Annotated in this window: 33 protein-coding genes and 6 pseudogenes; 10 read left to right on the top strand and 29 right to left on the bottom strand. The window is 63.2% G+C overall.

The window, feature by feature from the left end; all coding sequences use genetic code 11:
• Window positions 1-98: 98 nt before the first annotated feature.
• The 11 genes and pseudogenes from AB8B20_RS32775 to AB8B20_RS32725 all read right to left on the bottom strand — a co-directional run bounded on the left by AB8B20_RS32775 (window position 99) and on the right by AB8B20_RS32725 (window position 6,448).
• Window positions 99-569, bottom strand: coding sequence for an RT0821/Lpp0805 family surface protein (locus tag AB8B20_RS32775; RefSeq protein ID WP_184515561.1), 471 nt, complete (start codon window positions 567-569; stop codon window positions 99-101).
• Between the two features lie 98 nt (window positions 570-667).
• Complete coding sequence (locus AB8B20_RS32770) at window positions 668-2,044, bottom strand: sensor histidine kinase (RefSeq protein WP_439071198.1); 1,377 nt, start codon at window positions 2,042-2,044, stop codon at window positions 668-670.
• 22 nt (window positions 2,045-2,066) lie between these two features.
• A complete protein-coding gene (locus AB8B20_RS32765; RefSeq protein WP_089267078.1) occupies window positions 2,067-2,732 on the bottom strand; it encodes a response regulator transcription factor in 666 nt (221 codons plus the stop codon).
• A 76-nt stretch (window positions 2,733-2,808) separates the two neighbouring features.
• A complete protein-coding gene (locus AB8B20_RS32760) occupies window positions 2,809-3,030 on the bottom strand; it encodes a hypothetical protein (protein WP_439071197.1) in 222 nt (73 codons plus the stop codon).
• Window positions 3,023-3,397 carry a hypothetical protein gene (locus AB8B20_RS32755; RefSeq protein ID WP_439071196.1) on the bottom strand — a complete coding sequence of 125 codons (375 nt, stop codon included), beginning with the start codon at window positions 3,395-3,397 and terminating at the stop codon, window positions 3,023-3,025. Before AB8B20_RS32755 ends, AB8B20_RS32760 begins: the two co-directional genes overlap by 8 nt.
• A gap of 110 nt (window positions 3,398-3,507) precedes the next feature.
• Window positions 3,508-4,164: a glycoside hydrolase family 19 protein gene (locus AB8B20_RS32750; RefSeq protein ID WP_439071195.1), complete on the bottom strand. Its 657-nt coding sequence runs from the start codon at window positions 4,162-4,164 to the stop codon at window positions 3,508-3,510.
• Between the two features lie 53 nt (window positions 4,165-4,217).
• Window positions 4,218-4,436 carry a hypothetical protein gene (locus AB8B20_RS32745; protein WP_439071194.1) on the bottom strand — a complete coding sequence of 73 codons (219 nt, stop codon included), beginning with the start codon at window positions 4,434-4,436 and terminating at the stop codon, window positions 4,218-4,220.
• Window positions 4,430-4,570, bottom strand: coding sequence for a C1q-like domain-containing protein (locus AB8B20_RS32740; RefSeq protein WP_439071193.1), 141 nt, complete (start codon window positions 4,568-4,570; stop codon window positions 4,430-4,432). Before AB8B20_RS32740 ends, AB8B20_RS32745 begins: the two co-directional genes overlap by 7 nt.
• Entirely contained in the window at window positions 4,545-5,279 is a 735-nt protein-coding gene (locus tag AB8B20_RS32735; protein WP_439071192.1) for a DUF2793 domain-containing protein, read from the bottom strand. The genes AB8B20_RS32740 and AB8B20_RS32735 overlap by 26 nt, the downstream gene beginning before the upstream one ends.
• Before the next feature lie 7 nt (window positions 5,280-5,286).
• A pseudogene (locus tag AB8B20_RS32730) lies at window positions 5,287-5,472 on the bottom strand (hypothetical protein); the annotation flags it as partial.
• 52 nt (window positions 5,473-5,524) lie between these two features.
• Window positions 5,525-6,448: a LysR substrate-binding domain-containing protein gene (locus AB8B20_RS32725; RefSeq protein WP_439071191.1), complete on the bottom strand. Its 924-nt coding sequence runs from the start codon at window positions 6,446-6,448 to the stop codon at window positions 5,525-5,527.
• Window positions 6,449-6,618: 170 nt separating this feature from the next.
• On the opposite strand from AB8B20_RS32725, the gene AB8B20_RS32720 reads away from it, so the two are divergent.
• Complete coding sequence (locus AB8B20_RS32720) at window positions 6,619-7,857, top strand: MFS transporter (protein ID WP_439071190.1); 1,239 nt, start codon at window positions 6,619-6,621, stop codon at window positions 7,855-7,857.
• Window positions 7,858-7,891: 34 nt separating this feature from the next.
• A complete protein-coding gene (locus AB8B20_RS32715) occupies window positions 7,892-8,653 on the top strand; it encodes an SDR family oxidoreductase (protein WP_439071189.1) in 762 nt (253 codons plus the stop codon).
• 122 nt (window positions 8,654-8,775) lie between these two features.
• Here AB8B20_RS32715 and AB8B20_RS32710 read toward each other — a convergent pair.
• A pseudogene (locus tag AB8B20_RS32710) lies at window positions 8,776-9,641 on the bottom strand (DUF2163 domain-containing protein).
• A gap of 179 nt (window positions 9,642-9,820) precedes the next feature.
• Here AB8B20_RS32710 and AB8B20_RS32705 point away from each other — a divergent pair.
• The 3 genes from AB8B20_RS32705 (at window position 9,821) to AB8B20_RS32695 (ending at window position 11,453) form a co-directional block, all read left to right on the top strand.
• On the top strand, window positions 9,821-10,627 hold the full coding sequence (locus AB8B20_RS32705; protein ID WP_439071188.1) for a S1 family peptidase: 807 nt from the start codon (window positions 9,821-9,823) through the stop codon (window positions 10,625-10,627).
• Between the two features lie 111 nt (window positions 10,628-10,738).
• Window positions 10,739-11,071, top strand: coding sequence for a hypothetical protein (locus tag AB8B20_RS32700; RefSeq protein ID WP_439071187.1), 333 nt, complete (start codon window positions 10,739-10,741; stop codon window positions 11,069-11,071).
• 172 nt (window positions 11,072-11,243) lie between these two features.
• Complete coding sequence (locus AB8B20_RS32695; protein WP_089267048.1) at window positions 11,244-11,453, top strand: hypothetical protein; 210 nt, start codon at window positions 11,244-11,246, stop codon at window positions 11,451-11,453.
• A gap of 64 nt (window positions 11,454-11,517) precedes the next feature.
• Here AB8B20_RS32695 and AB8B20_RS32690 read toward each other — a convergent pair whose 3' ends face one another.
• On the bottom strand, window positions 11,518-11,826 hold the full coding sequence (locus tag AB8B20_RS32690; RefSeq protein ID WP_439071186.1) for a hypothetical protein: 309 nt from the start codon (window positions 11,824-11,826) through the stop codon (window positions 11,518-11,520).
• A 396-nt stretch (window positions 11,827-12,222) separates the two neighbouring features.
• Window positions 12,223-12,438: pseudogene (locus AB8B20_RS32685) on the bottom strand (phage major capsid protein); the annotation flags it as partial.
• 123 nt (window positions 12,439-12,561) lie between these two features.
• Between AB8B20_RS32685 and AB8B20_RS32680 the strand changes: the two are divergent.
• Window positions 12,562-12,882, top strand: coding sequence for a hypothetical protein (locus AB8B20_RS32680; protein WP_439071185.1), 321 nt, complete (start codon window positions 12,562-12,564; stop codon window positions 12,880-12,882).
• Between the two features lie 133 nt (window positions 12,883-13,015).
• Here AB8B20_RS32680 and AB8B20_RS32675 read toward each other — a convergent pair.
• Window positions 13,016-13,629, bottom strand: a pseudogene (locus tag AB8B20_RS32675) (phage major capsid protein); the annotation flags it as partial.
• A gap of 254 nt (window positions 13,630-13,883) precedes the next feature.
• On the opposite strand from AB8B20_RS32675, the gene AB8B20_RS32670 reads away from it, so the two are divergent.
• Window positions 13,884-14,027, top strand: coding sequence for a hypothetical protein (locus AB8B20_RS32670; RefSeq protein ID WP_439071184.1), 144 nt, complete (start codon window positions 13,884-13,886; stop codon window positions 14,025-14,027).
• Here AB8B20_RS32670 and AB8B20_RS32665 read toward each other — a convergent pair.
• The gene (locus tag AB8B20_RS32665; protein ID WP_439071183.1) at window positions 14,024-14,275 is read right to left on the bottom strand and encodes a hypothetical protein; all 252 of its coding nucleotides are present in this window, start codon (window positions 14,273-14,275) and stop codon (window positions 14,024-14,026) included. The two genes, AB8B20_RS32670 and AB8B20_RS32665, sit on opposite strands and share 4 nt — an antisense overlap.
• 198 nt (window positions 14,276-14,473) lie before the next feature.
• Between AB8B20_RS32665 and AB8B20_RS32660 the strand changes: the two genes are divergently transcribed.
• On the top strand, window positions 14,474-15,385 hold the full coding sequence (locus tag AB8B20_RS32660; RefSeq protein WP_439071182.1) for an outer membrane protein: 912 nt from the start codon (window positions 14,474-14,476) through the stop codon (window positions 15,383-15,385).
• A 28-nt stretch (window positions 15,386-15,413) separates the two neighbouring features.
• Here the strand turns inward: AB8B20_RS32660 and AB8B20_RS32655 are convergent, their stop codons facing one another.
• The 4 genes and pseudogenes from AB8B20_RS32655 to AB8B20_RS32640 all read right to left on the bottom strand — a co-directional run bounded on the left by AB8B20_RS32655 (window position 15,414) and on the right by AB8B20_RS32640 (window position 16,793).
• Window positions 15,414-15,896 (bottom strand): HK97 family phage prohead protease, encoded by a 483-nt coding sequence (locus AB8B20_RS32655; RefSeq protein WP_439071181.1) that lies wholly within the window; start codon window positions 15,894-15,896, stop codon window positions 15,414-15,416.
• A gap of 103 nt (window positions 15,897-15,999) precedes the next feature.
• A pseudogene (locus tag AB8B20_RS32650) lies at window positions 16,000-16,122 on the bottom strand (hypothetical protein); the annotation flags it as partial.
• Between the two features lie 260 nt (window positions 16,123-16,382).
• Complete coding sequence (locus tag AB8B20_RS32645) at window positions 16,383-16,565, bottom strand: hypothetical protein (RefSeq protein WP_439071180.1); 183 nt, start codon at window positions 16,563-16,565, stop codon at window positions 16,383-16,385.
• Between the two features lie 12 nt (window positions 16,566-16,577).
• The gene (locus AB8B20_RS32640) at window positions 16,578-16,793 is read right to left on the bottom strand and encodes a hypothetical protein (RefSeq protein WP_439073002.1); all 216 of its coding nucleotides are present in this window, start codon (window positions 16,791-16,793) and stop codon (window positions 16,578-16,580) included.
• A gap of 126 nt (window positions 16,794-16,919) precedes the next feature.
• Here AB8B20_RS32640 and AB8B20_RS32635 point away from each other — a divergent pair, with 126 nt between their 5' ends.
• Window positions 16,920-17,987: a tetratricopeptide repeat protein gene (locus AB8B20_RS32635; protein ID WP_439071179.1), complete on the top strand. Its 1,068-nt coding sequence runs from the start codon at window positions 16,920-16,922 to the stop codon at window positions 17,985-17,987.
• A gap of 50 nt (window positions 17,988-18,037) precedes the next feature.
• On the opposite strand, the gene AB8B20_RS32630 is transcribed toward AB8B20_RS32635, so the two are convergent.
• The 4 genes from AB8B20_RS32630 to AB8B20_RS32615 form a co-directional block, all read right to left on the bottom strand.
• Window positions 18,038-18,187 carry a hypothetical protein gene (locus AB8B20_RS32630; RefSeq protein ID WP_158596823.1) on the bottom strand — a complete coding sequence of 50 codons (150 nt, stop codon included), beginning with the start codon at window positions 18,185-18,187 and terminating at the stop codon, window positions 18,038-18,040.
• 22 nt (window positions 18,188-18,209) lie between these two features.
• Window positions 18,210-18,644 carry a hypothetical protein gene (locus tag AB8B20_RS32625; protein ID WP_439071178.1) on the bottom strand — a complete coding sequence of 145 codons (435 nt, stop codon included), beginning with the start codon at window positions 18,642-18,644 and terminating at the stop codon, window positions 18,210-18,212.
• A 114-nt stretch (window positions 18,645-18,758) separates the two neighbouring features.
• Complete coding sequence (locus AB8B20_RS32620; RefSeq protein WP_439071177.1) at window positions 18,759-19,019, bottom strand: hypothetical protein; 261 nt, start codon at window positions 19,017-19,019, stop codon at window positions 18,759-18,761.
• 75 nt (window positions 19,020-19,094) lie between these two features.
• Entirely contained in the window at window positions 19,095-19,775 is a 681-nt protein-coding gene (locus AB8B20_RS32615; RefSeq protein WP_439071176.1) for a metallophosphoesterase, read from the bottom strand.
• 141 nt (window positions 19,776-19,916) lie between these two features.
• Here AB8B20_RS32615 and AB8B20_RS32610 point away from each other — a divergent pair, with 141 nt between their 5' ends.
• Entirely contained in the window at window positions 19,917-20,099 is a 183-nt protein-coding gene (locus AB8B20_RS32610) for a hypothetical protein (RefSeq protein WP_439071175.1), read from the top strand.
• 48 nt (window positions 20,100-20,147) lie between these two features.
• Here AB8B20_RS32610 and AB8B20_RS32605 read toward each other — a convergent pair.
• The 5 genes and pseudogenes from AB8B20_RS32605 to AB8B20_RS32585 all read right to left on the bottom strand — a co-directional run.
• Window positions 20,148-20,462: pseudogene (locus tag AB8B20_RS32605) on the bottom strand (terminase large subunit domain-containing protein); the annotation flags it as partial.
• Between the two features lie 539 nt (window positions 20,463-21,001).
• On the bottom strand, window positions 21,002-21,169 hold the full coding sequence (locus AB8B20_RS32600) for a hypothetical protein (RefSeq protein WP_439090631.1): 168 nt from the start codon (window positions 21,167-21,169) through the stop codon (window positions 21,002-21,004).
• Between the two features lie 269 nt (window positions 21,170-21,438).
• Window positions 21,439-21,747: a DUF3551 domain-containing protein gene (locus AB8B20_RS32595; RefSeq protein ID WP_439071174.1), complete on the bottom strand. Its 309-nt coding sequence runs from the start codon at window positions 21,745-21,747 to the stop codon at window positions 21,439-21,441.
• Window positions 21,748-21,776: 29 nt separating this feature from the next.
• Window positions 21,777-22,061, bottom strand: a complete 285-nt coding sequence (locus AB8B20_RS32590) for a DUF3551 domain-containing protein (protein ID WP_439071173.1) — start codon at window positions 22,059-22,061, stop codon at window positions 21,777-21,779.
• A gap of 166 nt (window positions 22,062-22,227) precedes the next feature.
• Window positions 22,228-22,392, bottom strand: coding sequence for a Flp family type IVb pilin (locus AB8B20_RS32585; RefSeq protein ID WP_093759013.1), 165 nt, complete (start codon window positions 22,390-22,392; stop codon window positions 22,228-22,230).
• Window positions 22,393-22,564 lie beyond the last annotated feature (172 nt).

The raw sequence follows: 22,564 nt of genomic DNA, 5'->3' as shown, positions 1-22,564 counted from the left end.
CAGCCTAGGAATCCGTGCTTTCCGGTCGATCTACAACCGAAAATCGCCACCGATTTTTGTAGCAGGCGCCCCGTTAAGAAGGCGTTGAGGAACCGGGATCAGGCCGCCGCCCAGGTGCCTTCAGGACTGCGGCAGGCGGTACCGCGGGCGGTCTTGAGGTCACCATTCACAGTGACCGTGTGGGAAAAGCCGCGGCATTCCCGGCCCTTCTGGTTATAGGCGGGTCCGGCGACAATATTGCCATAGCGTCCCGACGTGGCGTTGCGCCAGGGCACCGGAGCGCCGGGTGCACCGCGGTCGAGGGCGGCGATCTGGGCCTCGTAGGCCAGCCGGCGGTCCTCGTCGTTCAGCTGGGCGCCGAGTTTGGCGCCGATCAGCCCGCCAAAGGCGGCATTGGTCACCGCGACTGCTGCGTTTTCCTCGGACAGGCCAACGGCCGACTTGGTGCTGCTATAGGCCCGGGCGATCGTATCGGTGCCGAGGCCCAGCCCGCCGTCCGACGTCGTCACGTCGCAACCACCCAGCGTCAGCGCGACGGCGGCAACACAGAAGGCGTTGAACTTGACCATGGACCGCAGACCCCGAACGCAAACCGGAACACAGGAAACGTCAAAGACGTTACGAACGGGATAATTCGGGCGACAACGGGGCGCAACAAGGCCGGAACTCAGACACCCGGCAGCACCAGTTCGGCCCGCAGCCCGCCGATCGGCGCCTTGCCGAGCGTCAGGCTACCGCCATAGAGCGCGGCCAGATCGACCACGATGGACAGACCCAGTCCTGACCCCGGCTTGGTCTCGTCGAGCCGCTGGCCGCGGCGCGCGACCTGGGCGCGCTCGGTATCGGACAGCCCGCGCCCGTCGTCATCGACGATGATCCGCAGCTTCGACGCCGGATCGGCGCCGCCGGTGCGCTCGACCTGCACGCCGATGGTGACATGGGAGTCCGCCCATTTGCAGGCGTTGTCGACGAGATTGCCGACCATCTCCTCGATGTCCTGTTTTTCGCCACGGAATTTCGCTGCGGCATCTGCCTCAAGGTCGATGGTGATGCCGCGATCCCGGTGAATCTTCTGCATCGTCCGGCATAGAGCCTCCAGCGCCGGCGCGACATCGGTGACGGTGCCGACGATGGTGACGCGCGCCGCGATCCGCGCGCGCTCGAGATGATGCGTCACCTGATCGCGCATCACATCGGCCTGCTCCAAGACCTTGCTTGCAAAGGGGTCGACACCCCGGCTGTTCGCCTCGTTGACGATCACCGACAGCGGCGTCTTGATCGCGTGGGCGAGATTGCCGACATGGGTGCGCGCGCGCTCAACGATGGCGCGGTTGGCATCGAGCAGCGCGTTCATCTCTCCCGCCAAAGGTGAGATCTCGACAGGGAATGTGCCCTCCAGCCGCTCGGCACGGCCGGACCGGATATCGGCAATGGCATCCGACATGCGCTTCAGCGGCGCGAGGCCGAAGCGGACCTGGAAGATTGTGGTGAGCACGAGCACGATCGAAAGTGCAGCGAAAGTGCCGCCAAGATAATAGTCGAAGGCGCGGGTTTCCTCGAAAATCTCGGTGGCGTCGCCGGCAACGCTGATGCGGAATTTGCCGTCGGCGCCGAGATCGACGGGACGCTCCACCATGCGCAGGCGCTGGTCTTCCGGCCCGTCCACATAGCCCTGGCGGATCCCGGACGCCGTCAGCTCGACGCCCTGGTCTTCGAGCTTGGGCAGCTTCTTGTCCCACAGCGAGCGCGAGGCCCGCATCTCGGTCTTCGCGCCTTCGGTGGGCGCGATTTCCCAGTACCAGCCCGACAGCGGCAGTTCGAACAGCGGCTCGCCGAGCGATGGCGTGTCGTGATCGGGCGCGTCCGGCGGATTGGCGACTTCGGCCACCAGGGTACGGAGATAGAGATTGAGGCGGCGATCGAAGGCGCGCTCGGTGGCGCTGCGATAGACCGAGGACAGGACGATGCCGGTGATCAGGAGGATCACCACCACCCAAGCCGTCGCCGACAGGAACAGCCGCGTTGCGAGCGAGCTGTTGCGCATCAGCGCATGATCCCGGAGATGATCACGGCTGCGGCGGCGTGAGCAGATAGCCGAGGCCGCGCACGGTCTGGATGATATCGACGTCGAGCTTCTTGCGGATACGGCCGACGAACACCTCGATGGTGTTGCTGTCGCGATCGAAATCCTGATCGTAGAGATGTTCGACCAGTTCGGTGCGCGAGATCACGCGGCCGGTATGGTGCATCAGATAGGACAGCAGCCGGTATTCGTGTGATGTCATCTTGATCGGGTTGCCGGAGACGCTGACGCGGCCGGTGCGGGTATCCAGCGACACAGGTCCGCAAGTGAGTTCGGACTGGGCGTGGCCGGTGGAGCGGCGTAGCAGCGCGCGAATGCGGGCCAGCACCTCTTCGAGGTGGAAAGGTTTGGCGACATAATCGTCGGCGCCGGCATCGAAGCCCTGGACCTTGTCACTCCAGCGGTCGCGCGCGGTGAGGATCAGCACCGGCATGATGCGGTTGTTGCGGCGCCAGGCTTCCAGCACCGAAATGCCGTCCATCTTCGGCAGGCCGATATCGAGCACCACGGCGTCGTAGGGCTCGCTGTCGCCGAGGAAGTGCCCCTCCTCGCCATCGAAGGCGCGATCGACGACATAGCCGGCATCGGTCAGCGCCGTGGTGAGCTGACGGTTGAGATCGGGATCATCTTCGACAACGAGCAGGCGCAAGTGACTTCTCCGCGTTCACAATCCGAATTGATGCCCGGACGCGTGAACACTCCATGAATGGCGACGGCCGCCAACCTTACTTTTTCTTCACACCGTCTTTAACCGTTAGCGCCTTGACCAGCTTCTCGACCAGGCCGGGCGAATCCTGCCCGGTGAGTGCACTGACCTTTTCGCGGGTGCGGCCGCTGATATAGACGCCTAGCACGCCGAAACGGAACCCCCAATAGGTCACCAGCAGCGCCGTGGCATTGACCAGCGCATTGATGGTCTGGATGTCGCCGGTCCAGAATTCATGCATCAGAACACACCACAGCGCGGCGCATTCTACCGTCAATTCCAGCGCATAGGCCCGGCCGCCACCAGCGCTGCAGCGGATCGTCGCTGGCGATCTCGGCGCGGATCGTCGCCTGCGTCTCGCTGATCGCGGCACGCTGGGTCTCCGCCTCGGCGCGGATCATGTAAACCCAATGCGCCTCGGCTTCAGCCAGCCTGGTCGGATCGGCCGCGGGGAGCGCCGCCCGCACCGCCGCCGGCGTCAGCGTCACCGAGCCCACCGCCTCGGCGAGGATCTCGCCGGCCACACCGCCGAGCGGGCCGCCCAGGGCCGTCCCCAGCATCGGCGCCCCCAGCGCAATCACCTGTTTGGCAAGGTCACCCCAGTCCATGGTCATGTCCTCCGGAAAGCCGCGACAAGCGCGGCAATGAAAGCGGAAAGATTGGTAGGCTTATTGGTGGGTTTGGCTGCCGGCAGTTCGCGCCAGCGGCGGCGATGCGATCACGGGCGGTAGCCCCACGGACGCGCGGTCGCCAGCGACACATCGCGCAGCGCAGTCTTCCATTTCGCCAGCCACGCCTTCCGCTCGACGAGACCCACGGTGCCGCGATTGAGCCGCCGGGTAACGCCGACGACATCGTCGTCTCCAGCAAATGGCAGGCAGCCGCAATTGATGAAATCCGACACGGCGCAAGTGAGGAAATAACGCGGATCGATCAGGTATTCGGGTTGGCTGACCAGATCGATCCCCGTGGCCTTCTTGACCCGCTCATAGCCTCCGCGGCCCGTGGTCTGCGACCCGCCCCTGCCGCGGAAATTCCAGCCGTCATCGGAGCCGACGGCATTGCCCATGCGGCCGTTATAGACCTTGTTGGCGAGCGCCCGCGGATTGCCGGCATAAGGCTGCGCACTCGCCATGGTCGGAAAGCGCGACGGCCAGACCTGCATCATCCGCCCGGCGCTGTAGTTCATGTTCTCGACGACGTCGCGCCCTGCTCCGCCTTCGTGTGATATCTGCGCCATCACATGCGCGACCAGCAGAGGCGTGGTGATGCCGTAGCTCGCAAACACAGCCTCGGACGATTGCACCATACCCGGCAGCAATCCGGGCACGCGGCTATCGCCCTGCGGCCAGAGGCGCCGCAAGGTGTTTTTCATCGAGCTTCATGATGATGATCCTGTGGGAGAGCGAGATCGTCGCCTTCGCGCAATCAGGCGATGCGGTGGCCGTAGAAGCCGTTCTGCGCGGCGGCGATATAACCGTCATTGGTCTCCATCGCCGCCCAGACCGAAATGGCATCGCCGGCGGCGAGCTTGAGAAGCGCATGGCCGCTCAGCATCGTCCTGTTGCTGACGAGCGCCGACGATGCCTGCACGCGCGTGTCGTCGAGCAGCTCAAAGCCGTTCTTGTAGATGGTCGCCGTCAGCATGGTCGCACCGCCGCATTGGCCTTGAACATCACGCGGAAGCCGAGCGCATAGACGCCGGCGACCGGTGCGACGAACTGGTTGGTCGCGGGATCGAAAACGCTCTGATCGTTATGCCCCGTATTGTTGAACTGCACCTTGGTGAAGGTGTTCGCCGCGCAATATTTGTCGATAAGCGAGAAATTTCGGGGACTGCTCGAAACTGACCTGCCCGCTCGTCTTGTCGACTACCAGCGCGGTCCGATAGGTCACACCATCGGCGGAGACCTTGATCGAGAGATCGTCGCTGCCCAGCAAGCCGATCAGGGCGCGCGGTGAATAGTTCGACTGCAATGTGAAGCCGACATCCTTCGTTGCATTCAGCTTGTTGAACGTCACCCGCAGGTCGCCGCTGCCGGGTGTTACATCGTCATGCGACAGCAGCACGGCATCGGACTTGACGCTGAAGCGGTTGCTGCTGTCGGCCGCTGTGTTGACGCCGAGATGGTCGATATTGTCGAGCGCAAGATTGCGCAGATCGCGCCACAGCGCGCCATCGAACACCATCATCACGTCATCAGCGATCGACCAGACGCACCAGCCGGCCTTCGGCACGAGAAAAGCCCAGGTACCGTCCTGCCATGTGGCGATGGCCAGCGCATGGCCGCTCCAGGCCCCTGATGCCCCGACCGCCACGATATGCCGCGCGCCCTCGGCCGGCGATGCCGGCGGAGCTGTCCGCGTCACATCGAGTACCGAGATCTGGATCGCCGCGTCGAGAATGCGCAGCGCCTCGTTATGGGTGACGTGTTTCTGCGCCTGCCCGCTCTCGATGAAGGGCAGCTTGAGATTTGGCGTATCGATCATATCGGCCTCAGAGCGTGAGTGTCAGTTCCGTTGGATGGCCAGCGCCGACGGTGCCGGAGAGCTGTGCGACGCGCAGATGCAGGCTCGGCTGCGGCGCGCCGAAATCGGCAACCTCGTCGGCCACCGCATAGAGCGCCTGCGCTGTGGTGCAGGCGATGCTGCGGATGACCGACGTGCCGGACAGAATCTCGATCGCCGCTCGCGCGTTGCCCCGGCGGTTCATGGCAGCGACGGTGCTATCGACGCTAGCTCCGGACGAGATCGCGGCCTTGTTGCTCGAGCCAGTCGCAGAACACGGCGATATGTGGATCGGTCCGTCGCGCTTCCGGCAGATAGGCGAAGTAGCTTCGCGCTGAAAGACTGATGTCCGGAAACGGCGTCATCAATCGCCCGGCCGCGAGATCATCGGCGACCAATGCGGTCGGACCCATCGCCACGCCGAGTCCGTCGATCGCTGCCTGTATGGTCAGATAGAAATGATCGAAGGTCAGGGATGCCTCTGGGCGAAGGGCGGGCTGTCCGGCCTCAGCCAGCCAGTCGCGCCATAGCCGCGCCATCGACGAGACGTGAAGCAGCGTATGCTGCGACAGATCGCGGATATCGGTCAGCGGCGCCCGATCCAGGATGGTCGGACTGCACACCGGCAGCCGCCGCTCCCCGAACAGGAAGCGCGAGGTGTATCCGGGAAAAGTGTCCGGGCCACCTCTGATCACGACATCGAACGACTCTGCCAGGGCGTCGATCGTCTCGTTCGACGTGCTCAAGCGTACCTCGATGTCAGGATGTTCCGCACGAAAAGCGCCCATGCGTCGCAACAGCCATCGCAGACTGAAAGTTGCGAGAGCGTTCACATGCAGCACGATAGATGGCGCGTCATCCCGTCTGGTTCGATGCTGCTGCACGGCAGCCGAAATACGATTGAGCGCCGGTCCGAATTCGGTGAGCAACGCTGCGCCGGCAGGCGTCAGCACGACCCGGCGGACCGAACGCCGAAACAGCGCCGGAGCACCCAGCCAGTCTTCCAAGTGCCGGATCTGCTGACTGACGGCGCCGTGGGTCACGCTGAGCTCAACGGCCGCCTCCTTCAGACTGCCAAGGCGGGCGGCGGCTTCGAAGGCGCGGACCGCATTCAGCGGCGGCAGGCTACGGCGCGGGACAAAGTTGGACATGCTTGAGAATTTCTAACCCATGACCTGAGTATTACTGATTTGTGACAGCCTGAAGTCTAGTTCAGAGTGACTTTAGCAGCGCTTTGCACGCCAGACACCAGCTCTGGCGCACCAACCTTCAGATTTTCTGCGATTGCAGCGCGTGCGCCGGAAGACCCAAGAAACAGCACATGACCCACAATGAGACCACGGCATCCACCACTACGGCTCCTGCGAACCGGACACGCGCCGCGCGAACGCTTGCGCTCACCGGGCTCAATCACGCTCTGCACGACGGTTTCACCGACGTGATCTACGTGCTGCTGCCGATCTGGCAGTCCCAATTCGCACTGAGCTACAGCGTGCTTGCTATTTTGCGCGGGCTCTATTCCGGCACCATGGCATGTCTGCAAATTCCGGCAGGGCATCTTGCGGAGCGCATCGACGCCAAAATCATTCTCTGTTGCGGCACAGCGCTGGCGGCACTGGGCTACGCTCTCGCGGGCATCTCCGGCGGCATCGTCGGACTGAGCCTGGCGCTTGCGCTGGCAGGCGCAGGCTCAAGCACCCAACATCCTCTGGCGTCCGCCGCCGTGTCGCGCGCCTATGGGCGCGCTGCGCGCAGGCCGCTTGGCGTCTACAATTTCACCGGTGATCTCGGCAAGGCGGCCATTCCCGCGCTGATGTCTCTGCTGCTTGTCAGCGTCGCCTGGCAACACGCCGTATTCGCTCTCGCTGTCGCGGGCATCGCGGTGTCCATCGCCATGGCTGTGTGGATGCCGGCGGTCGGCAAAGGACATGCAGCCGATACAAAGGAACGATCCAGCCAGACGGATCAAAGTCGAGGCGGGTTTTATTGGCTGCTGGCGATCGGAATGCTCGATAGTGCCGTCAGAATGGGCTTCCTCGCCTTTCTGCCATTCCTCCTGATTGCAAAAGGAGCGACGCTTCCCACCATCGGTTTTGCTCTGGCACTTGTCTTCAGCGGTGGGGCTGCCGGCAAGTTTGCGTGCGGCTGGCTGGGCGACAAGGTCGGCACCCGGCGCACCGTCCTCGTCACCGAGATTGCTACGGCCGTTCTGATTGTCGGCGTTTTGGTTCTGCCGCTCGTCCCCGCCATCGTGCTCCTGCCGGCACTGGGGGTGATGCTCAACGGCACGTCATCGGTGCTGTATGGAACGGTTCCCGAACTGACCCCGCCCCATCGCACCGAGCGTGCATTCGCCTTGTTCTATACGGGCACCATCGGCGCGGGCGCCGGTGCCCCCGTTCTCTATGGTTTTCTGGGCGACGCGTTCGGACCCGCGACGGCAACGGCCGCGACCGCAATGACGGCGCTGGCAATCTGCCCGTTCGTGATCGCACTCTCGAAGTATCTAGCCGATGACGTCGAAATCGGTCTGACATCGGACTCATCCAGACAGCCCTAGATTATGATTTCACCACCACATCAAGGTTCGCAAAATGGATACCCTCTCACAGGCGCCGCTCATTCTGATAACGGGTGGAAGTCGTGGCGTAGGCGCCGCGACTGCGCGGCTCGCTGCCGCACAAGGTTACGATGTCGCGATCAGCTTCGTCTCCAACGAGTCGGCCGCCCTTGCGGTGGCGGCTGATGTTGAAGCTGTTGGGCGTCGGGCTTTACCCGTGCGCGCAGATAGCGCGGATCCAGAGCAGGTCGCTCAATTGTTCGCCGCGATCGACCAAAAGTTCGGCCGGATCGATGTGCTGGTGAACAACGCCGCAATGCTCGCGCGGCAGTCCCGGCTGGAGGATCTCGGATTCGAGCGGATGCAGCGCATCTTCGCGGTCAACGCCATCGGTCCTATCCTTTGTGCGCAGCAAGCCGCAAAGCGGATGTCGTATCGCCACAACGGGCGGGGCGGTTCCGTGATCAACATCTCGTCGGCTTCGGCCCGGCTCGGCAGCCCCGGCGAATATGTCGACTACGCTGCGTCGAAGGGTGCCGTCGAGACATTCACGACCGGCTTCGCCAAGGAAGTCGCGCGGGATGGCATACGCGTCAACTGCATTCGCCCGGGGCACATCTACACTGACATGCATGCCAGCGGCGGAGAGCCGGGACGAGTGGATCGCGTCAAGGACTCGATCCCCATGGGCAGAGGCGGTCAGCCTGAAGAGGTTGCGCGGGCGATCCTGTGGCTGGCAAGCGCCGAGGCGTCCTTCGTGACCGGCACGTTCCTCGATGTCACTGGCGGCAAGTGAGCAACAATGTACAGCGCCGGGCCCTGCCGAAACCCCTCCTGATCGAAACCGAAACTTTCTCCGGAATAATTGCAGGCGACATTCGCGGTGAGCTCTCGCATATCGGCCACTCGCTAACCCACTCATCCCCCACCCGTCCCTGGCGTCGGATAGCTCATGACGAAATCGTTGCCAGGGATAGCAGGGAAGCGCGAAAGTTATCGACATTGCCGAAGCGATCGCGGCAGGTCGCCAGCGTCTTGTCGCAGCCGCCCGTGCCGGTGAACATATCGCCGATAGCGATCGGCTCCGCGATGGCTTGCCACAGCGACAGCCGTACCTGGCCCGGCGTGACGCGATGCTGCTTCACTTCCATGGCGAGCCCGGCATTGCCGCCGCTCGTCCATGTCAGGCGCCCCGCGGTGAACAGATCATCCGCAAACGCATCGAGGCCGCTGGCCGAGAACATCGAGGCGCCCTCAAGTGCCGCCACCATGCCGACGCCTCGCCAATTCGCGAGATTGACGCGGCATTTGCCGTCGCCGAGATCGGCACCGCATCGCGCCGTGTAGAGCCGTCCGCTCTCCTGCGACAGTAGCGCCGCAAGCCCGCGCAATTCGGCGATGAATGCAGTGCCTTCGCGCTTCACTTCGCCTAGCGTGCCGCGTGCCGTGAGCACGCGAAGTGATGTGTCGCTCCAGTCCACCAGCCAGGTCTCGACCTGCGCGGCATCGTAATGCCCCGCCGCGAGATCCGCGTCGGTGAGGATGTCGTCGTCCAGCGCACCGGCGATATCGCCGCCGTCCACCGATAGATCGAAGCGGCTGGGGGCTTCGGACGCCGCGAGCCCGGTGCGGGCGCGATAGGTAACGCCGCCGATGACGAGATCGCAGTCATGATCGGTGAAACCCGCAACGACGCCATCGCGCCGCGTCAGCTTCCAGGCCTGCGCCAGCGTGGTGACGCCGGAATCGAGCCGGGCCTGATGTGCGGGTGGGATGCTGCCCATGGTTGAATCCTGAAACGTCGTCGTTGCGCGCGACCATCCTTCGCGCTCTAAATGTCCTGACAGTACCGGCATGCAACAGACCGGACACAGGGAGCGGACGGATGCTGCGACACTCCGGGAGGCTCGTGTGACCAATCAGGGAATTGACATCGGGGGTCCGCGGGGCTGACATCCCCGCCATGATTCAGACAGGTTCCCGCATGCCGCCGCGCCCACGCGTCACGCAGCAGTCTCTCGCCATTGCCAGCATTGTACTCGCATCGCTCATCTCAATTCCCGCCTCCGCCCTGGTCGGCGGCGCCAGCGTGCGTGATGACGAGATGGGCCGCGCAGTGATCACCATTGTCGGCTCGCGCGGCAATTTCTGTTCGGGCGCACTGATCGCGCCGACCCTCGTGCTGTCGGCGGCGCATTGCGTGACGCCCGGCGCCAGCTACAAGATCGTGCTCTATGATGCCCAGCGGCAGCCGCAATTGCTCGCGGTGAAGCGCGTCGCCGATCATCCGCAGTTCAATGCGGAGGGCATCAAGGCGCATCGCGCCAGCGCCGATGTGGCGCTGCTGCAGCTCGCAGATCCCTTGCCCGGCAAGACCGCGCTGCCGCTCGGCGTGCCCACCGAGCCCTTCGCCGCCGGACAGAATTATCTCGTGGCCGGCATCGGCGTTGCCGCGCGCGGCGACGGCAAGAGCGGCGGCACCGTGCGCGCGGCGCAGCTCACCTCTACCAGCCATCCCGGCAAATTGCAGATTAGACTGGTCGATCCCGCGACCGACAATATCAGAGACGGCCTCGGCGCCTGCACCGGCGACAGCGGCGGGCCCGTGCTGCAACAGCAAAATGGCCGCAACATCGTGATCGGCGTGGTGTCATGGTCCACCGGCGCGAAGAATGCCACCGGCTGCGGCGGCCTCACCGGCGTGACGCCGCTGACGCTGTATCGCGACTGGATCCTGCAGACGGCGCGCGCCTGGGGCATACCGCTCTGATCGCAGGCGCCATTCAGACAACGCTGTGCAAGCAAGCGCCGCGCAAGGCAGCCGTCGTTAAGATCCGTGAAAGGTTCTCCGCTATGATCCGCGAATCATGGGGTCTCCGACATGCTGCGCCTGCTCATCCTTGCCGTTTCCGTGGCCATTTCAACCGCTGCACTGATCCCGGGCGCGCAGGCCGCCGACATGGCCGGCCAGGGCCGCATCGGCCGCCTGTTCGACGAGCCGGTGGTGAAGAGCCGCCGCGTGGTGGTGGTCAAGGACGAACGGCCGATGCAAGAGCCGATCGTGCAATATGCGCCGGAGGTGGATATCTCCTCCATCGTGCATGGCTATTACGGCAAGCCGAATTCCTATTATTACCGCAACTATTACGGCACCCCGTCCGAGACGATCTTCAGCCGCGCGCCCTATGGCTGCGGCTATTATGGCTATTGCTGAGCGCCGCGCGGAACCGGCGCGCCGGCTGCGGAGGCTTCAGACTGCGACAGCATTTCATGCGACAGCATTGCCTGCGACATTGTGATAGTGGCGTCTCTCATTCTTGTGAACTGCATTTCCGAAACGCCTCCCTAGCTAGAGGGGTGCTTCAGAGCATCACGGGAAGCCGGTTATGGGAAAAGAAGAAAAGACCGAAGCCGAACTTGAGGAAATGATCGCCCAGCGCATTGTTGTCGGCGGCGTCTATGTGTCGGTACGTAGGGATGCCCTGCTCGGCTGGCGGCCGATGGTGATCACCGCGCCGAAACACGCCACCTATGCCCAGCAGCTCGCCGACGAAGTGGCCGTGGAACTACGCAAGAAGTTCGTGCTGAAGGATTGACCCTGTCTGCACATGTCCCATGCAGCAGTATCCCCTGCGGCAGCAGCCCACGCGCCCGTTTCGCCTAGTCCTTCTTCTCGGTCACATTGCTGATCGTCTTGACGCCATTGCTCTCGGTATAGGTCACCGTGACGCGCTCGCCGGCATGCAGCGACTCCGGAACCGTGTGCAGCCTGAATTTCTCCACCGGGCCCGGCGTATTCGCGCCGACGGTCTCGCCAGCCGGCGCCTGCCTGATCACCACTTCGCTGGTGGTACGATCGAGAATGGTGACGACCCCCGTGAAGGTCTGGTCCGCCTGGGCCGCCGATCCCGCAAAGGATCCCACGACGGCAATCACGGCCGCACACGCGACGCGTTCGGTCAGTCTCATTGTCGTTCTCCCAAAGCTTGTGTGAATAGAGGTAACGACGGCAGCAGGGGAATGGTTCCACGACTTGGCCTGATTGTCACAACAGCGGCGTGCGCGGGCCACCGCGGGTGAAACTGCTCATGAGCGAGGTGATCCCCCAAACCATGGCGATAGCAAAGGCGCTTAAATAAAAACGCGGATACCGATGCGAGAGTGTCAGTTGTCGAATTGATTTATCGTCCGCTGTCAATCAGAGATTCTTGCAGGCTCATCATATCGACGCGGATAAATCAGACAACCACTCTTCGAACATCAAGCTACTGTGCATCCGATGTCATGCGCTGGAGTTTCCACACTCGCACTTGAGAGAGAACCCTGATTTCTCGAGATTCTCCCTTAAATTCCCGGAACATAAAGTCAAGTCGAGGTCCAATTCACCGAAAACTTCAGCAGTTTGATCGCGTCGCGGTCCTGTACCCCGCCCCCGACCCGCTTGGTCGTGTAGAATAGAGCATAAGGCTTGGCGCTGTAGGGATCGCGCAGCACCCGCACGCCCTGGCGGTCTACGATCAGATAGCCGCGGCGGAAATCGCCGAAGGCGATGGACAGCGAGCTTGCGGCAACGTGTGGCATGCCTGCGATATATGCCGCGCAGGTCAGATCAGCCTCACACAAGCTCTTTCTGGCAAACATGCATCGCACATACGTCGCCATCGCTCTCGCGCAGTGACGCGCTGATCAGAAGGAATGCCCGTCGTGCTGCGCCCGCTTGTCTTCGCCTGCATCGCTGCTGTTGTGACGCTGCCGGCGGCAGCCGCCGATCTCTCGGGCACTCCGCGCTATGGCCAAGGTCAGGTGGTGGAGCCGGCACCGCTTGCTGGCCGCGGGCGTTACCTTGCCATCGAATCCCCGCCGTTCGACAAGATCATCACCTATGCGCCCCAGGGCGCCGGTCCGCTTCAGGTTCACCGTTATTTCGGCCCGCCGCAGGTTTCCTATTACTACAGCCACTATGGTGTGCCGCCGGAGCTGCTTGTTGGCCGCCAGCAATTTGGCTGCAACTACCGCTATTGCTGATCCACAGAGCCTGATCCCGAGAAGTGGCTTTCCGGTTTTCGCCGACAAACGAATTCGTTTGTCGAGGGATCATGCTCCAACAAAAGAGAATGCGGCGGACGACGACACGTCGCCCGCGCCAACCGCCCGTCTCTCAGCTCACCGCGAACTTCAACACCTTGATCGGATCAAAGTCCTGCACGCCGCCGCCCACCCGCTTGGTCGTATAGAACAGCACATCGGGCTTGGCGCTGTAGGGGTCGCGAGCACCGGTACGCCCTGGCGATCTACGATCAGGTAGCCACGGCGGAAGTCGCCGAAAGCGATAGACAGCGAATCAGCGGCAACATCCGGCATGTCCTCGGCCTCCAGCAGCGGAAAACCGATCAGGCTTGATTTTCCTCCGGCTACAGCAGGCGGCTGCCACAGATACACACCAGTGGTATCCTTGAATTTGCGTACCGAACTTTGCGTCTTCCGGTTCATCACGAAGGTCGCATTCTGGCGATAGCCCGAGCGAAGCGCGTAGATGAGATCCACCAATACATCCGAAGGATTTTCATTGGGAAACGCGCCAGCCGCCCCGCTTGGCACATAGCCCACATTGCCCCACGTCCATGAGGTGTTGGCAACCGTCGTGTAGGCTAGGAAAGCCTTCGGCTTGTTATTGCCATCGCCGTTCACGAAGGCCGCGCCCTCCTGCATCGCAAATACGAGCTCGACCTCGCCAGCCAGCCATTCGTCAATATTGACGGCGGAATCGTCGACGCGCGAACACACTTTCAGCGATGCGCTCCGAACGCCTTCCCATGAAGGTGACTTTTTTCGATTCTGCGACCGCAAACGTCTGGGGCTAAGGCTTCCAACGTATTGAATCTCGACCAGTCCTATAAAAGGGTTCGCGAAAGAAATGAAATTTGATCTGGAACTGGGAACCCGCTAGCCTGGACGGCGTTCGGGTTCGGTAGTTCGGTAGAGTGACACACACAGAGTTGGCGATGACGAAACATGCGCAACCCCCGATGACGAAATACGACCAGTTCCTGCAACAGGCACAGCAGGAAATGATCGCCTTCGAACAGCGCGAGAGCGCGTTCCGCAGGCAGGACCGCGAAGAACGCGCCGAGCGCCTGCACCTGCCGATCCCGCGCGACGAGCTGCACTAGGTCCTCATACGGTTTTCAGATTTCCGGCGAAACGCAACACCGGCGCTCACGGCGCCGAGCGCCTGGTTGATGCGATCGACCTTCTCCTCCGGCAGCACGTCGCCGCGCCCGCGCTCATTCCGCGCGACGCGCTCGTCATTGGCGGACTTGAATTCCTCGAACGTGTTGCGCAGTTCGTCGTAGTCCTCGCGCGGCAGCGCAAGGGCCGCCCTGTGCTCGGGCGCAGCGTCGGTGATGTCGTAGGTCATGGTGTGGTCTCCGTGGGGGTTCGTGAACGTTGGAGGAAATCGGGCACGCGAACGCGCCGCACGCGGCGTTGGTTGGCGATGATCGAGGTCACTTGTCTCGGACGAGGCGGAACTGTGCGGAATGGCTCAGACCCGCCTCCCCCGCTCTGCCTAGGCTGCTGCAAGCGGGGATTCGCCCCGCCGCAAAGGGGGAACGACATGCGCAACATCACCATGACTGGAATGCTCGCCGGCCTGGTCGCGGCCGGAGCCGCGGAAGCGGCCGATGTGACCGTCAAGGCGCCGCGGCTGCCGCCGGCCGAGACCTCGTGGGTGCCGCACTCCGGCTTCTTCGTCGGCATCGGCGGCAGCGCCAATACGCTCGATTTCGGCACCCAGAGTGTCTATGCGGTGGGGACGTCGAACGTCTTCACCAACGGCGTGCTGACCTCCTCGGGATCGGCCGCCGGCCCGGCGACGCTGTATCCGGACGACCGTGCGCAGATCGCCTTCGCGGCGCAGGGCGGCTACTTCTCCCGTTTCTCCGGCAGCGACTGGCTGTGGGGCGCCAAGTTCGGCTACAGCTATCTCGGCACCAGTTCCACCATCCGCGCGGCGCTGCTGCCGCAGGTGGGATCGTTCGCGCCGACCGGCACGAGCACGGTGGTGCCGTTCACCGGCAACGCGCTGGTGCAGTCCTACCAGATCCATATCGATCACCAGATGACGTTCGTGCCCTTCATCGGCCATGCGTTCGACCGCGGCTTCGTCTATCTCGGCGCCGGCCCGACGCTGACCCGGGTCCGCACCGACCTCAACGGCCTGATCGGCTTCGCCGACCTCAACGGCAACCGCACCGACGTCTCCGGCGCGCCGATCAACCTGACCAGCAAGAGCTGGGTGCTCGGCGGCGCCGCCATGGTCGGCGCCACCTACTTCCTCGATCCGACCTGGTTCGTGGATGTGAACTACATGTTCGCCATGACCGAAAACAACACCGCGAACTATGCCAGCCCGTTCACCAATCCGAACGGCACCGGCGGCACCACCAACCAAGGCACCATGGTCGGCACCGCCGCCGCGCGGACCCAGACCCAGGCGATCACGGTGACGATCAACAAACTGTTCTGAGCGCGCATCGCGGCGCGGCGCGTTGACCTCAGCGCCCGGCGAACCGGGCGTGGGCGGCGACGCCGTGCAGCGCGCGTTTGCGATCGGCGCGGGCGCGCAGCGAACAGGCCTGGACAGGTCCGCCCGCTTTGCGCCCACGCCGGCTGACTAGCGCCGGTGCATCCGCGGCGCCGCTCAAATCGGTGCGATATGAGTCGATGACGTGTTGGCCGGTGAGCTGGGTCCAGTCGCGCTCGGCCTGATCGCGCAGGCGCGAGCGCGGCGCGTCCTTCACGGCGCTCACCCGCGCGCCGTGAAGCAGCGGGAACGTGACGATGGACACTTCCCAGAGATCGACCTGATAGAGTTTGCGCTCCCGCGTCTTCGGCTCGATCTGGCCGCGCTGGGTGCGATAGCCGATCGACAGTCCGTCCACCGCACCGGCCTGCAGCAGTGCCAGCAATTCGCGGGCGCGCGTGACATCCGGGATCAGCCGGCCTCGCGCCCATAATCCGCGCAAGTCTTCCTTCATCTCGAGTCAGACGCCGACGGGCTCGGAGGGATCGTGCTGGAAGCATCGGGATTTTTCGCAAGCCCCGCTGCTTCAGCGTCTGCGTGAAGGCGCCGGGCATCACCATGTCGCGCGCCTGGTCGATCTCGCCGAACAGCGAGGCATAGCCCTCGATGACGCCGTCCGGCGTGAGTGCGAGGCGCGCGGGAGATGGCTGGGGGTGGCCAGGAAGATGGCAACGTGGCATGCGTCGGCGGCCTCGCAACATGCGGGGGTGAAATAGAGATGAGAGCAACAAGCTACGGCGGAGATGTCCCCTCTCCCCCGCGCGTGGCGTAGCCACGCGAAGGCGGGGTCTGACGGACGAAGTCGTCCGCCATGGGTCAGGGAGAGGGGGAGCGACACGCGATGGCGCTTGCGGCGCCCTCTCCCGCCTTCGCTACGCTCAGGCACCCTCTCCCGCGGCGTGCGGCTTCGCCGTGCTGGAGAGAGGAGAAGAAAAATGAACTACACTTTCGCGCGCCGCGGCGGCTTCCGTCGCGCTGCCGGCTTCACCCGCGACTTCACAGCCAGGGCCTTGCGTTGCAACTGGTCGAGATGCGTCAGAAATTCTTTGAAAACACTCAGATGATCCTTGCCCGATTTCGTCTCCGGGCGGATCGAACGCATCTCGTCGTGCAGACTGTGCATGGATGATCCCTTTCAGATGTCATCGGTCTCGTCGCGCATGCGGTGGCGGCGATGTGCACGGCGGTTGAAGCGCGCGAGCTGTCGCACGAATTCGTCGAAGCGGCGCGAGGCGCCGGCGAGTTCGCGCAGCGCGAACAGGGCCGCCACGCTGGCCACGCTCGCCCACAAAAACAAAGCGAGATGCGCGAGGTCGCCGCGCTCGGTGAAAATGCGGATCAGGTCATCCATGGCGATTGTCACTTCCATTTTGCGCGCTCACCCGCTGCCGCGTTCGCGCGCCGTCGAACCTTTCGGCTGACGCCGCCGACCAAGGGGAAACAACGTCCCGGCTCCCTCGCCATCCGAGCACGACACATGCACCCGAACGCACGATCAGGCCTGTCCTTGCGCCTGCCGTTTTGCAGCACGCTGATGGCAATGGCGCTGGCCGCCAGTGCCGCCGCAACGCCGACTTATGCCACTGCCGCCACACTGGCCGGCCCTGGCGGCGATTATGCCATTTGCCTGAAAGGCCGCGGCGTGAAGGCGATGGCGGCCTGCGACCGCGCCATCGGGCTCGACTATTACCGCGGCGGCGATCTGGCGGCGCTGCATCGCAGCCGCTCGCTCTTGCATGAGACCTATAGCGAAACGGATGCAGCCATCGCCGACGCCGACGCCGCCATCCGACTCGAGCCGGACGACGCATCGGGCTACGCCATGCGTGGCCACCTCTGGCAGGTCATGAAAGTGTATGACCGGGCCATCGCCGATTTCAGCGCCGCCATTCGGCTGCGACCCGACGATGCAGACTTCTACAAGGACCGCGGCAGCATCTGGTTCGACACGGCCAAGACCGACCAGGCCATCGCGGATTTCGATGCCGCGATCCGCTTCGCGCCGGACGACGCCTCCGCCCATGAGAGCCGCGCCCGGGCTTGGAAAGACAAGCACGATCTCGACCGGGCCATCGCCGATTACAGCGAAGCGATCCGTCTCGATCCCACCAATGCCGTGACAGTCTATTGGCGCGGCCGCACCTGGGACGACAAGGGCGACAGCGACCGCGCCATCGCCGATTTCGAGACAGCGATACGGATCAGGCCGGACTTTCCCACCGCCTATAACAGCCGCGGCGTCATCCACTTCATGCGGAACGATCTCGACCGCGCCATCGCCGATTTCGGCGTGGCCATCAAGCTCGATCCCGAGTCCGAGCTCTATCTGTTCAACCGCGGCGCGGCCCTGATCGACAAGCACGAGCCGCTGCGCGCTATCGCCGATTTCGATGCTGTGCTGACGCACACGCCCGACAACGCCAAGGCGCTGTATTACCGCGGCGTGCAGAAACGCGTCACCGGCAATGCCGAAGGCGCACTCAACGATATCGCTGAGGCGACCCGCATCGACCCCGACTGGGTCGCAGCACAAACCACGCACTAGACGCCTTTGCGGGGGGCCGTTGCACGCATCGCGATACGCGCCGCCATCTGTCAGCGATCGCGGTGGACGTCCCAGTAATTGGTCACGCCTTCGTCGTGATTCCTGCCGCTGGGCGGCGCCCGCGGCGTGTGCAGGAAGGCGCGATATAGAACGGCGAGGATTCCGATCAGCAGCAGCAGCGGCAAGATCCAGTCCGGCATGGGCATGTCCCTTCGTGTGTTACTAGGCCGCAAACAGCGGTTCCATCGGCTGGCCGTCGAGATCGCGCAGATCGTAAGCGGCGCCGAGCCTCACCAGCGCATGATGCAGCAGGCCGAACGGATCGGCGGGAATCCCGAGGCCGAGCTGTTGCCGCAGCAGCGGGCGATTGGTTTCAATGGCCAGATCGTTATCGATGGCGTCCGCGTCCAGGTCAGCGCCCTCGTCATCCAGCATTGCGCGCATCGCGGCCAGATCACCGTCGCAGCCCGATGCGATCTGTTCCCACCAGGGATGTTCGACAACGAGTTCGAGGAACTCCTGCAGGCTGGCGGCGACGATGCCGGCCTGCCCTTCGCTCGTCAGGTGCAATACATGCTTGATATCGCCGACCAGCGCGAAGACCCCGCTCGGATCCGTTCTGCCCGACGACCTCGAACGGCTGCAGCGCGGTGACATCGATCCAGACCGGTCCGTGGGATTGATTGTCCGTGACCGTGAATTCGAACGGCCACAACATGTCGCGCAGCGCCTGGCTGGCGCCGAGCATCGCCCGAGTCACAGTCATGGCGATCACTCCGTCCGCGTCGCCGCCGCGCGGCGCAGGCGCCAGAACCACACCAGCAGTAACCCACCAGCACCGATGCCGACAAGACCACCGATCACCAGTGCCTGCACGCGCTCAGTGCCGGATGACGATAGTGCCACGACCGCGCCGGCTACGAGGCAGGTCGCTCCTACGGCGTCCCCGACCCATGGCCATCGCGCTGTCGTCACCCAGCCCCAGACGAGCTCGGCAAAAAATTCGACGACGGTTTCGATGATCGAGGACATTCCAGCGTGCCGGTTCAGTTGCGTTGCCGGTTAGGCGTCGCGGCGCGGTCTTTGGTTCAAGAGGTCATATCCGCCTCAAGGCGCCGGCGGCGCGGTGATCTCGATCAGCTCTACCGGCCCGCCCGGCAGCGCGTCATCGAACACGCCGATCACCAGCCGGCCTGTCTTCCAGGCATAGGTGTCGAGATTGCTGCGGCCCTGTTTCAGCAGCGGCCCATCGGCATGGCGGTCATGGCCATGCACCACGTGGCGCGCGCCCTCGCCGGCATCATGGCCGGATGCGTCATCATCCGCATAGCGCTTGGTCATCAGCAATACCGGGTCCTGCTGCGCCAGCGGCAGCGCGGGATCGACGCCGGCATGGACATAAATGCGATGCGCATCCATGTGCCACAGCGGCCGGCCATCGAGCCAGTCGATGTCATGCACCGGCACATCGGCGACGTCGCCGCCATAGGAAGCCAGCGCGGTATCGCCGCCTTTCGTCATCCAGTTCGCTATCGCCACATCGCCGCGCAGCGCGGCGACCATCAGCGCATCGTGATTGCCCTTAAGCATCGCCAGCCGCAGGCCCGGCGCCACTCCTGCCCGGAGCCGCGCAATGACACGGCGCGCGTCCGGGCCCTTGTCGACATAGTCGCCGAGCACAATGAGCGTGGCTTCCTTGCCGCCGGCACGAGCCTCGATCCGCAGCAGCGCGGCATCGAGCAGATCGCGCCGGCCGTGCAGATCGGGGATGACGTAAGTGAGGGGCATCGCAATGATCCATCGTGTTAATTCGATTTTTCCACAGCGGCGTGCCACGCATCATACACGCGCTCATGCGTGCAAAACATGGAGGCGATACCGAGACTACACCCTCACGATTGATCCAGCACAACTTGCAATCTTTATCATGTGTCAATCCGCCACGACACGCCCAAGCAGGACTTCAAGCGGATCGTCGCGCGCGAACTGGCTGCCTTCGAACAGAAGGAAAAGGAAATGAATGCCAGCGAACGCCGCGACCGTGCCAGGGCGCTCGGCCTGCCGCTGGCGCTTGCACAGGCTTCGGCCAGCGACGCGTCCGCGCCGCAGTAATCAACCCAGCCGGTTGCCGCCCGGCTATCTCTCCAATGCCATCGGGAATCGAGCCGAGGGAATCCAGACCGGACGCTCGTGCCTTTCGTGAATTTCCATCAGGCCCGACACGCCTTCGATCATCACTTCGCGCACGTCGTGTTCGGTTTCTCCGACCAGAGCGATGCGTCCAGCCTTCTCGGATGCAAGCGGGGCGCGGCACACTGCCTGCGCTCGCACCCACTCGGCCCCAGCACGGGTCTTGCCCGCACCGCGGCCGCCGATCATCAGCCAGGTCAGCCACGGTTCACCATTCGCCGCTAGCACGAGCGGGAGTTGGTGCTGATGAGCAAAGACGACCCAGCGCTCATTCGGGAACGTCATCTCGCCTGGTGTCAGCCCCGCCAGCGGAAAGTTGCGCTCCTCCTCGGAGGCGTTTTGCAAGACGTTCAGAAAGTCTTTGACGGAGCTCGTCGAGATCTCGCGGGCGGGTCGTCATCTTCTGCAGACCCTTGCTCGTCGCCGACACGCGCCTTCTTCAATTCAATCAGCGTACGCGCCAGCACCGCCAGCGTGCGGCACGACGTTCGGATTCGGTGCGCAGCGCTTCTCCCCCGCCTAAGCGCCCGACGATGTTCTCGATCAGATCCAGTTCGCGCTCCATGACCTTGGTGACACGCTTAACCAATGGACCGCCCGATCCGGGCTTCGCCCTATCATCGGATGTCATGTTGACAGCGGGTGCGTCATCAATTGCATCGGCAATACGAACGCCGGGGTTTCCTCAGTACTCACAACAGCAGCCCGCGCCGGCTTTCTCGCCAAGCGGGCTATTGACTTTCTCACCATGTTGGGAACTCGTTGCTGCTGTCAGTCGATCATGCCGGACTGACTGAAATTGATCGGCCGATCGCCGAAACCGATCACGTCCTGAAGAACACAAACCAGACCACGCCGAGGATCAACACAGCGAGGCCGAGGCTGATCGTCAAAAGCGCGAGGATCGACGGGCCCGGTTCCGCCTGGCGTGCCTCTGTTGCGGATTCGACGATCTGCTCTTTTTGCTTGGTTGCCGAATTTCTGATTATCATGGCACCCTCGTTTCGCTTGGTGTTGGATGCCGATGAGATTCTTTGCGGCACCGTATGGAAAGCAACGCGGGATTCGGATCGATGTTCCGGGCATTCACCGCCACACCGGGCTGAACAGCGACGGCGCAGATTCGCGGCCAATCAGCAGCGGCGTTTCCTGCGAACCCAATTGTGGAGCATGCCGTGAACCTACTTCGACAGCGCGACGCTGTCAATGCTAAAAATCCTATATTTGAATTTAGTCCTTAAATCGGAAATCAACGCGCTGGCTATCGCAACGACTGCGACCACGCCGCTCCTGGCGCACCAGTGATCTTGCCGGGATAGTCGATATTGACCACGCAATTGCCGCGCAGCTCGGCCGCAGCCTGCAGGCATTGTTGATAGTCGAAGAACCGGCAGATCTGCGGCACACTCCCCGGCCCACGGGGGCCGCCGGTCAACACGCAGAACGGCGGAATACCGGAACGGGCCGCGACCGATGGCCGCGCCTGCGCAGAATCCACAGCCGGCAACAACGCCGACGCGATTGCAATCGCAGCCACAGCCCATAGGAGCCTGCGAATCCTTGTTGTCATCGATGTGTCCCTCACGAAGGGGCAATCACTCAACGCGCGCGCCGGCGACGTTGGGGCGCCGATTCCGTGGCAGCTCCGCCGCGATACTCGACATTGCCCACGCAGTTGCCTCGCGTACCGACGGCAGCATTGATGCATTGCTGGTAGTCAGAAAAGATGCAGTTGCTGACATAGGAGGATTCGCCGTTGGCGCCACTCTGGGCGATGCAGAATTGCGCACCAGCCGCCGAGGCCGGCGTCGCTGCCGCGAGGACGAATGCCGCAAATCCCAAACCGGCCAATGCCGAAAGCTTCAAACGCGAATTCAATGTCATGATGGTCATCCATATGAAAATGCGCAGGCTCGAGGCCCGCGCACAATCATATAGGGTGCAGCACCGCAATCGATAGGACATTCACAACATTGCGTTTCGACAAGACAGCCATGTCTTTTGTCGATTGCAATGGCGGCGCGCCCGGCACCGGCCGGTCTTCGCTGCCCTATTTCAGCGAGGTATTCACGGCGGCGTAGCGCCCGTTCAGCGTGGTACCAAGGCCCTGCACAGCCACGATGATCGCGAGGCTGATGCCGGCAGCGATCAGCGCATATTCGATGGCCGTAGCACCGGACTCATCGTCGATAAATTTCGAAATCAAACGCAACACGGAAATCTCCTCATACGGCCGCGGATTTCTTCCACACCGTCCCCTGAAAACTGAGTTCAACGTAAGCGGCAGAGGTTGCAGGAAGGTTCACCAACAGGCTCAATTATGAATTAATCATGCGGTAACTATGTGTGCGCTCGCCCGGAGCAGCGGGACTTGGGAGTATCGTGGG

This window comes from Tardiphaga sp. 866_E4_N1_4, from assembly GCF_052076075.1.
GTDB lineage: Bacteria > Pseudomonadota > Alphaproteobacteria > Rhizobiales > Xanthobacteraceae > Tardiphaga > Tardiphaga robiniae.
The sequence above is the reverse complement of the archived record's forward strand: the minus strand, read 5'-3'. Positions and strand labels throughout refer to the sequence as shown.

Bases quoted from the DNA above. Each gene is read 5' to 3' on its own strand.
- AB8B20_RS32775 (WP_184515561.1), bottom strand. From the start codon at position 569: ATGGTCAAGTTCAACGCCTTCTGTGTTGCCGCCGTCGCGCTGACGCTG.
- AB8B20_RS32770 (WP_439071198.1), bottom strand. From the start codon at position 2,044: ATGCGCAACAGCTCGCTCGCAACGCGGCTGTTCCTGTCGGCGACGGCT.
- AB8B20_RS32760 (WP_439071197.1), bottom strand. From the start codon at position 3,030: ATGCATGAATTCTGGACCGGCGACATCCAGACCATCAATGCGCTGGTC.
- AB8B20_RS32755 (WP_439071196.1), bottom strand. From the start codon at position 3,397: ATGGACTGGGGTGACCTTGCCAAACAGGTGATTGCGCTGGGGGCGCCG.
- AB8B20_RS32750 (WP_439071195.1), bottom strand. From the start codon at position 4,164: ATGAAAAACACCTTGCGGCGCCTCTGGCCGCAGGGCGATAGCCGCGTG.
- AB8B20_RS32745 (WP_439071194.1), bottom strand. From the start codon at position 4,436: ATGCTGACGGCGACCATCTACAAGAACGGCTTTGAGCTGCTCGACGAC.
- AB8B20_RS32735 (WP_439071192.1), bottom strand. From the start codon at position 5,279: ATGATCGATACGCCAAATCTCAAGCTGCCCTTCATCGAGAGCGGGCAG.
- AB8B20_RS32725 (WP_439071191.1), bottom strand. From the start codon at position 6,448: ATGTCCAACTTTGTCCCGCGCCGTAGCCTGCCGCCGCTGAATGCGGTC.
- AB8B20_RS32720 (WP_439071190.1), top strand. From the start codon at position 6,619: ATGACCCACAATGAGACCACGGCATCCACCACTACGGCTCCTGCGAAC.
- AB8B20_RS32715 (WP_439071189.1), top strand. From the start codon at position 7,892: ATGGATACCCTCTCACAGGCGCCGCTCATTCTGATAACGGGTGGAAGT.
- AB8B20_RS32705 (WP_439071188.1), top strand. From the start codon at position 9,821: ATGATTCAGACAGGTTCCCGCATGCCGCCGCGCCCACGCGTCACGCAG.
- AB8B20_RS32700 (WP_439071187.1), top strand. From the start codon at position 10,739: ATGCTGCGCCTGCTCATCCTTGCCGTTTCCGTGGCCATTTCAACCGCT.
- AB8B20_RS32695 (WP_089267048.1), top strand. From the start codon at position 11,244: ATGGGAAAAGAAGAAAAGACCGAAGCCGAACTTGAGGAAATGATCGCC.
- AB8B20_RS32690 (WP_439071186.1), bottom strand. From the start codon at position 11,826: ATGAGACTGACCGAACGCGTCGCGTGTGCGGCCGTGATTGCCGTCGTG.
- AB8B20_RS32670 (WP_439071184.1), top strand. From the start codon at position 13,884: ATGACGAAATACGACCAGTTCCTGCAACAGGCACAGCAGGAAATGATC.
- AB8B20_RS32665 (WP_439071183.1), bottom strand. From the start codon at position 14,275: ATGACCTACGACATCACCGACGCTGCGCCCGAGCACAGGGCGGCCCTT.
- AB8B20_RS32660 (WP_439071182.1), top strand. From the start codon at position 14,474: ATGCGCAACATCACCATGACTGGAATGCTCGCCGGCCTGGTCGCGGCC.
- AB8B20_RS32655 (WP_439071181.1), bottom strand. From the start codon at position 15,896: ATGAAGGAAGACTTGCGCGGATTATGGGCGCGAGGCCGGCTGATCCCG.
- AB8B20_RS32645 (WP_439071180.1), bottom strand. From the start codon at position 16,565: ATGCACAGTCTGCACGACGAGATGCGTTCGATCCGCCCGGAGACGAAA.
- AB8B20_RS32640 (WP_439073002.1), bottom strand. From the start codon at position 16,793: ATGGATGACCTGATCCGCATTTTCACCGAGCGCGGCGACCTCGCGCAT.
- AB8B20_RS32635 (WP_439071179.1), top strand. From the start codon at position 16,920: ATGCACCCGAACGCACGATCAGGCCTGTCCTTGCGCCTGCCGTTTTGC.
- AB8B20_RS32630 (WP_158596823.1), bottom strand. From the start codon at position 18,187: ATGCCGGACTGGATCTTGCCGCTGCTGCTGCTGATCGGAATCCTCGCC.
- AB8B20_RS32625 (WP_439071178.1), bottom strand. From the start codon at position 18,644: ATGTCACCGCGCTGCAGCCGTTCGAGGTCGTCGGGCAGAACGGATCCG.
- AB8B20_RS32620 (WP_439071177.1), bottom strand. From the start codon at position 19,019: ATGTCCTCGATCATCGAAACCGTCGTCGAATTTTTTGCCGAGCTCGTC.
- AB8B20_RS32615 (WP_439071176.1), bottom strand. From the start codon at position 19,775: ATGCCCCTCACTTACGTCATCCCCGATCTGCACGGCCGGCGCGATCTG.
- AB8B20_RS32600 (WP_439090631.1), bottom strand. From the start codon at position 21,169: ATGATAATCAGAAATTCGGCAACCAAGCAAAAAGAGCAGATCGTCGAA.
- AB8B20_RS32595 (WP_439071174.1), bottom strand. From the start codon at position 21,747: ATGACAACAAGGATTCGCAGGCTCCTATGGGCTGTGGCTGCGATTGCA.
- AB8B20_RS32590 (WP_439071173.1), bottom strand. From the start codon at position 22,061: ATGACATTGAATTCGCGTTTGAAGCTTTCGGCATTGGCCGGTTTGGGA.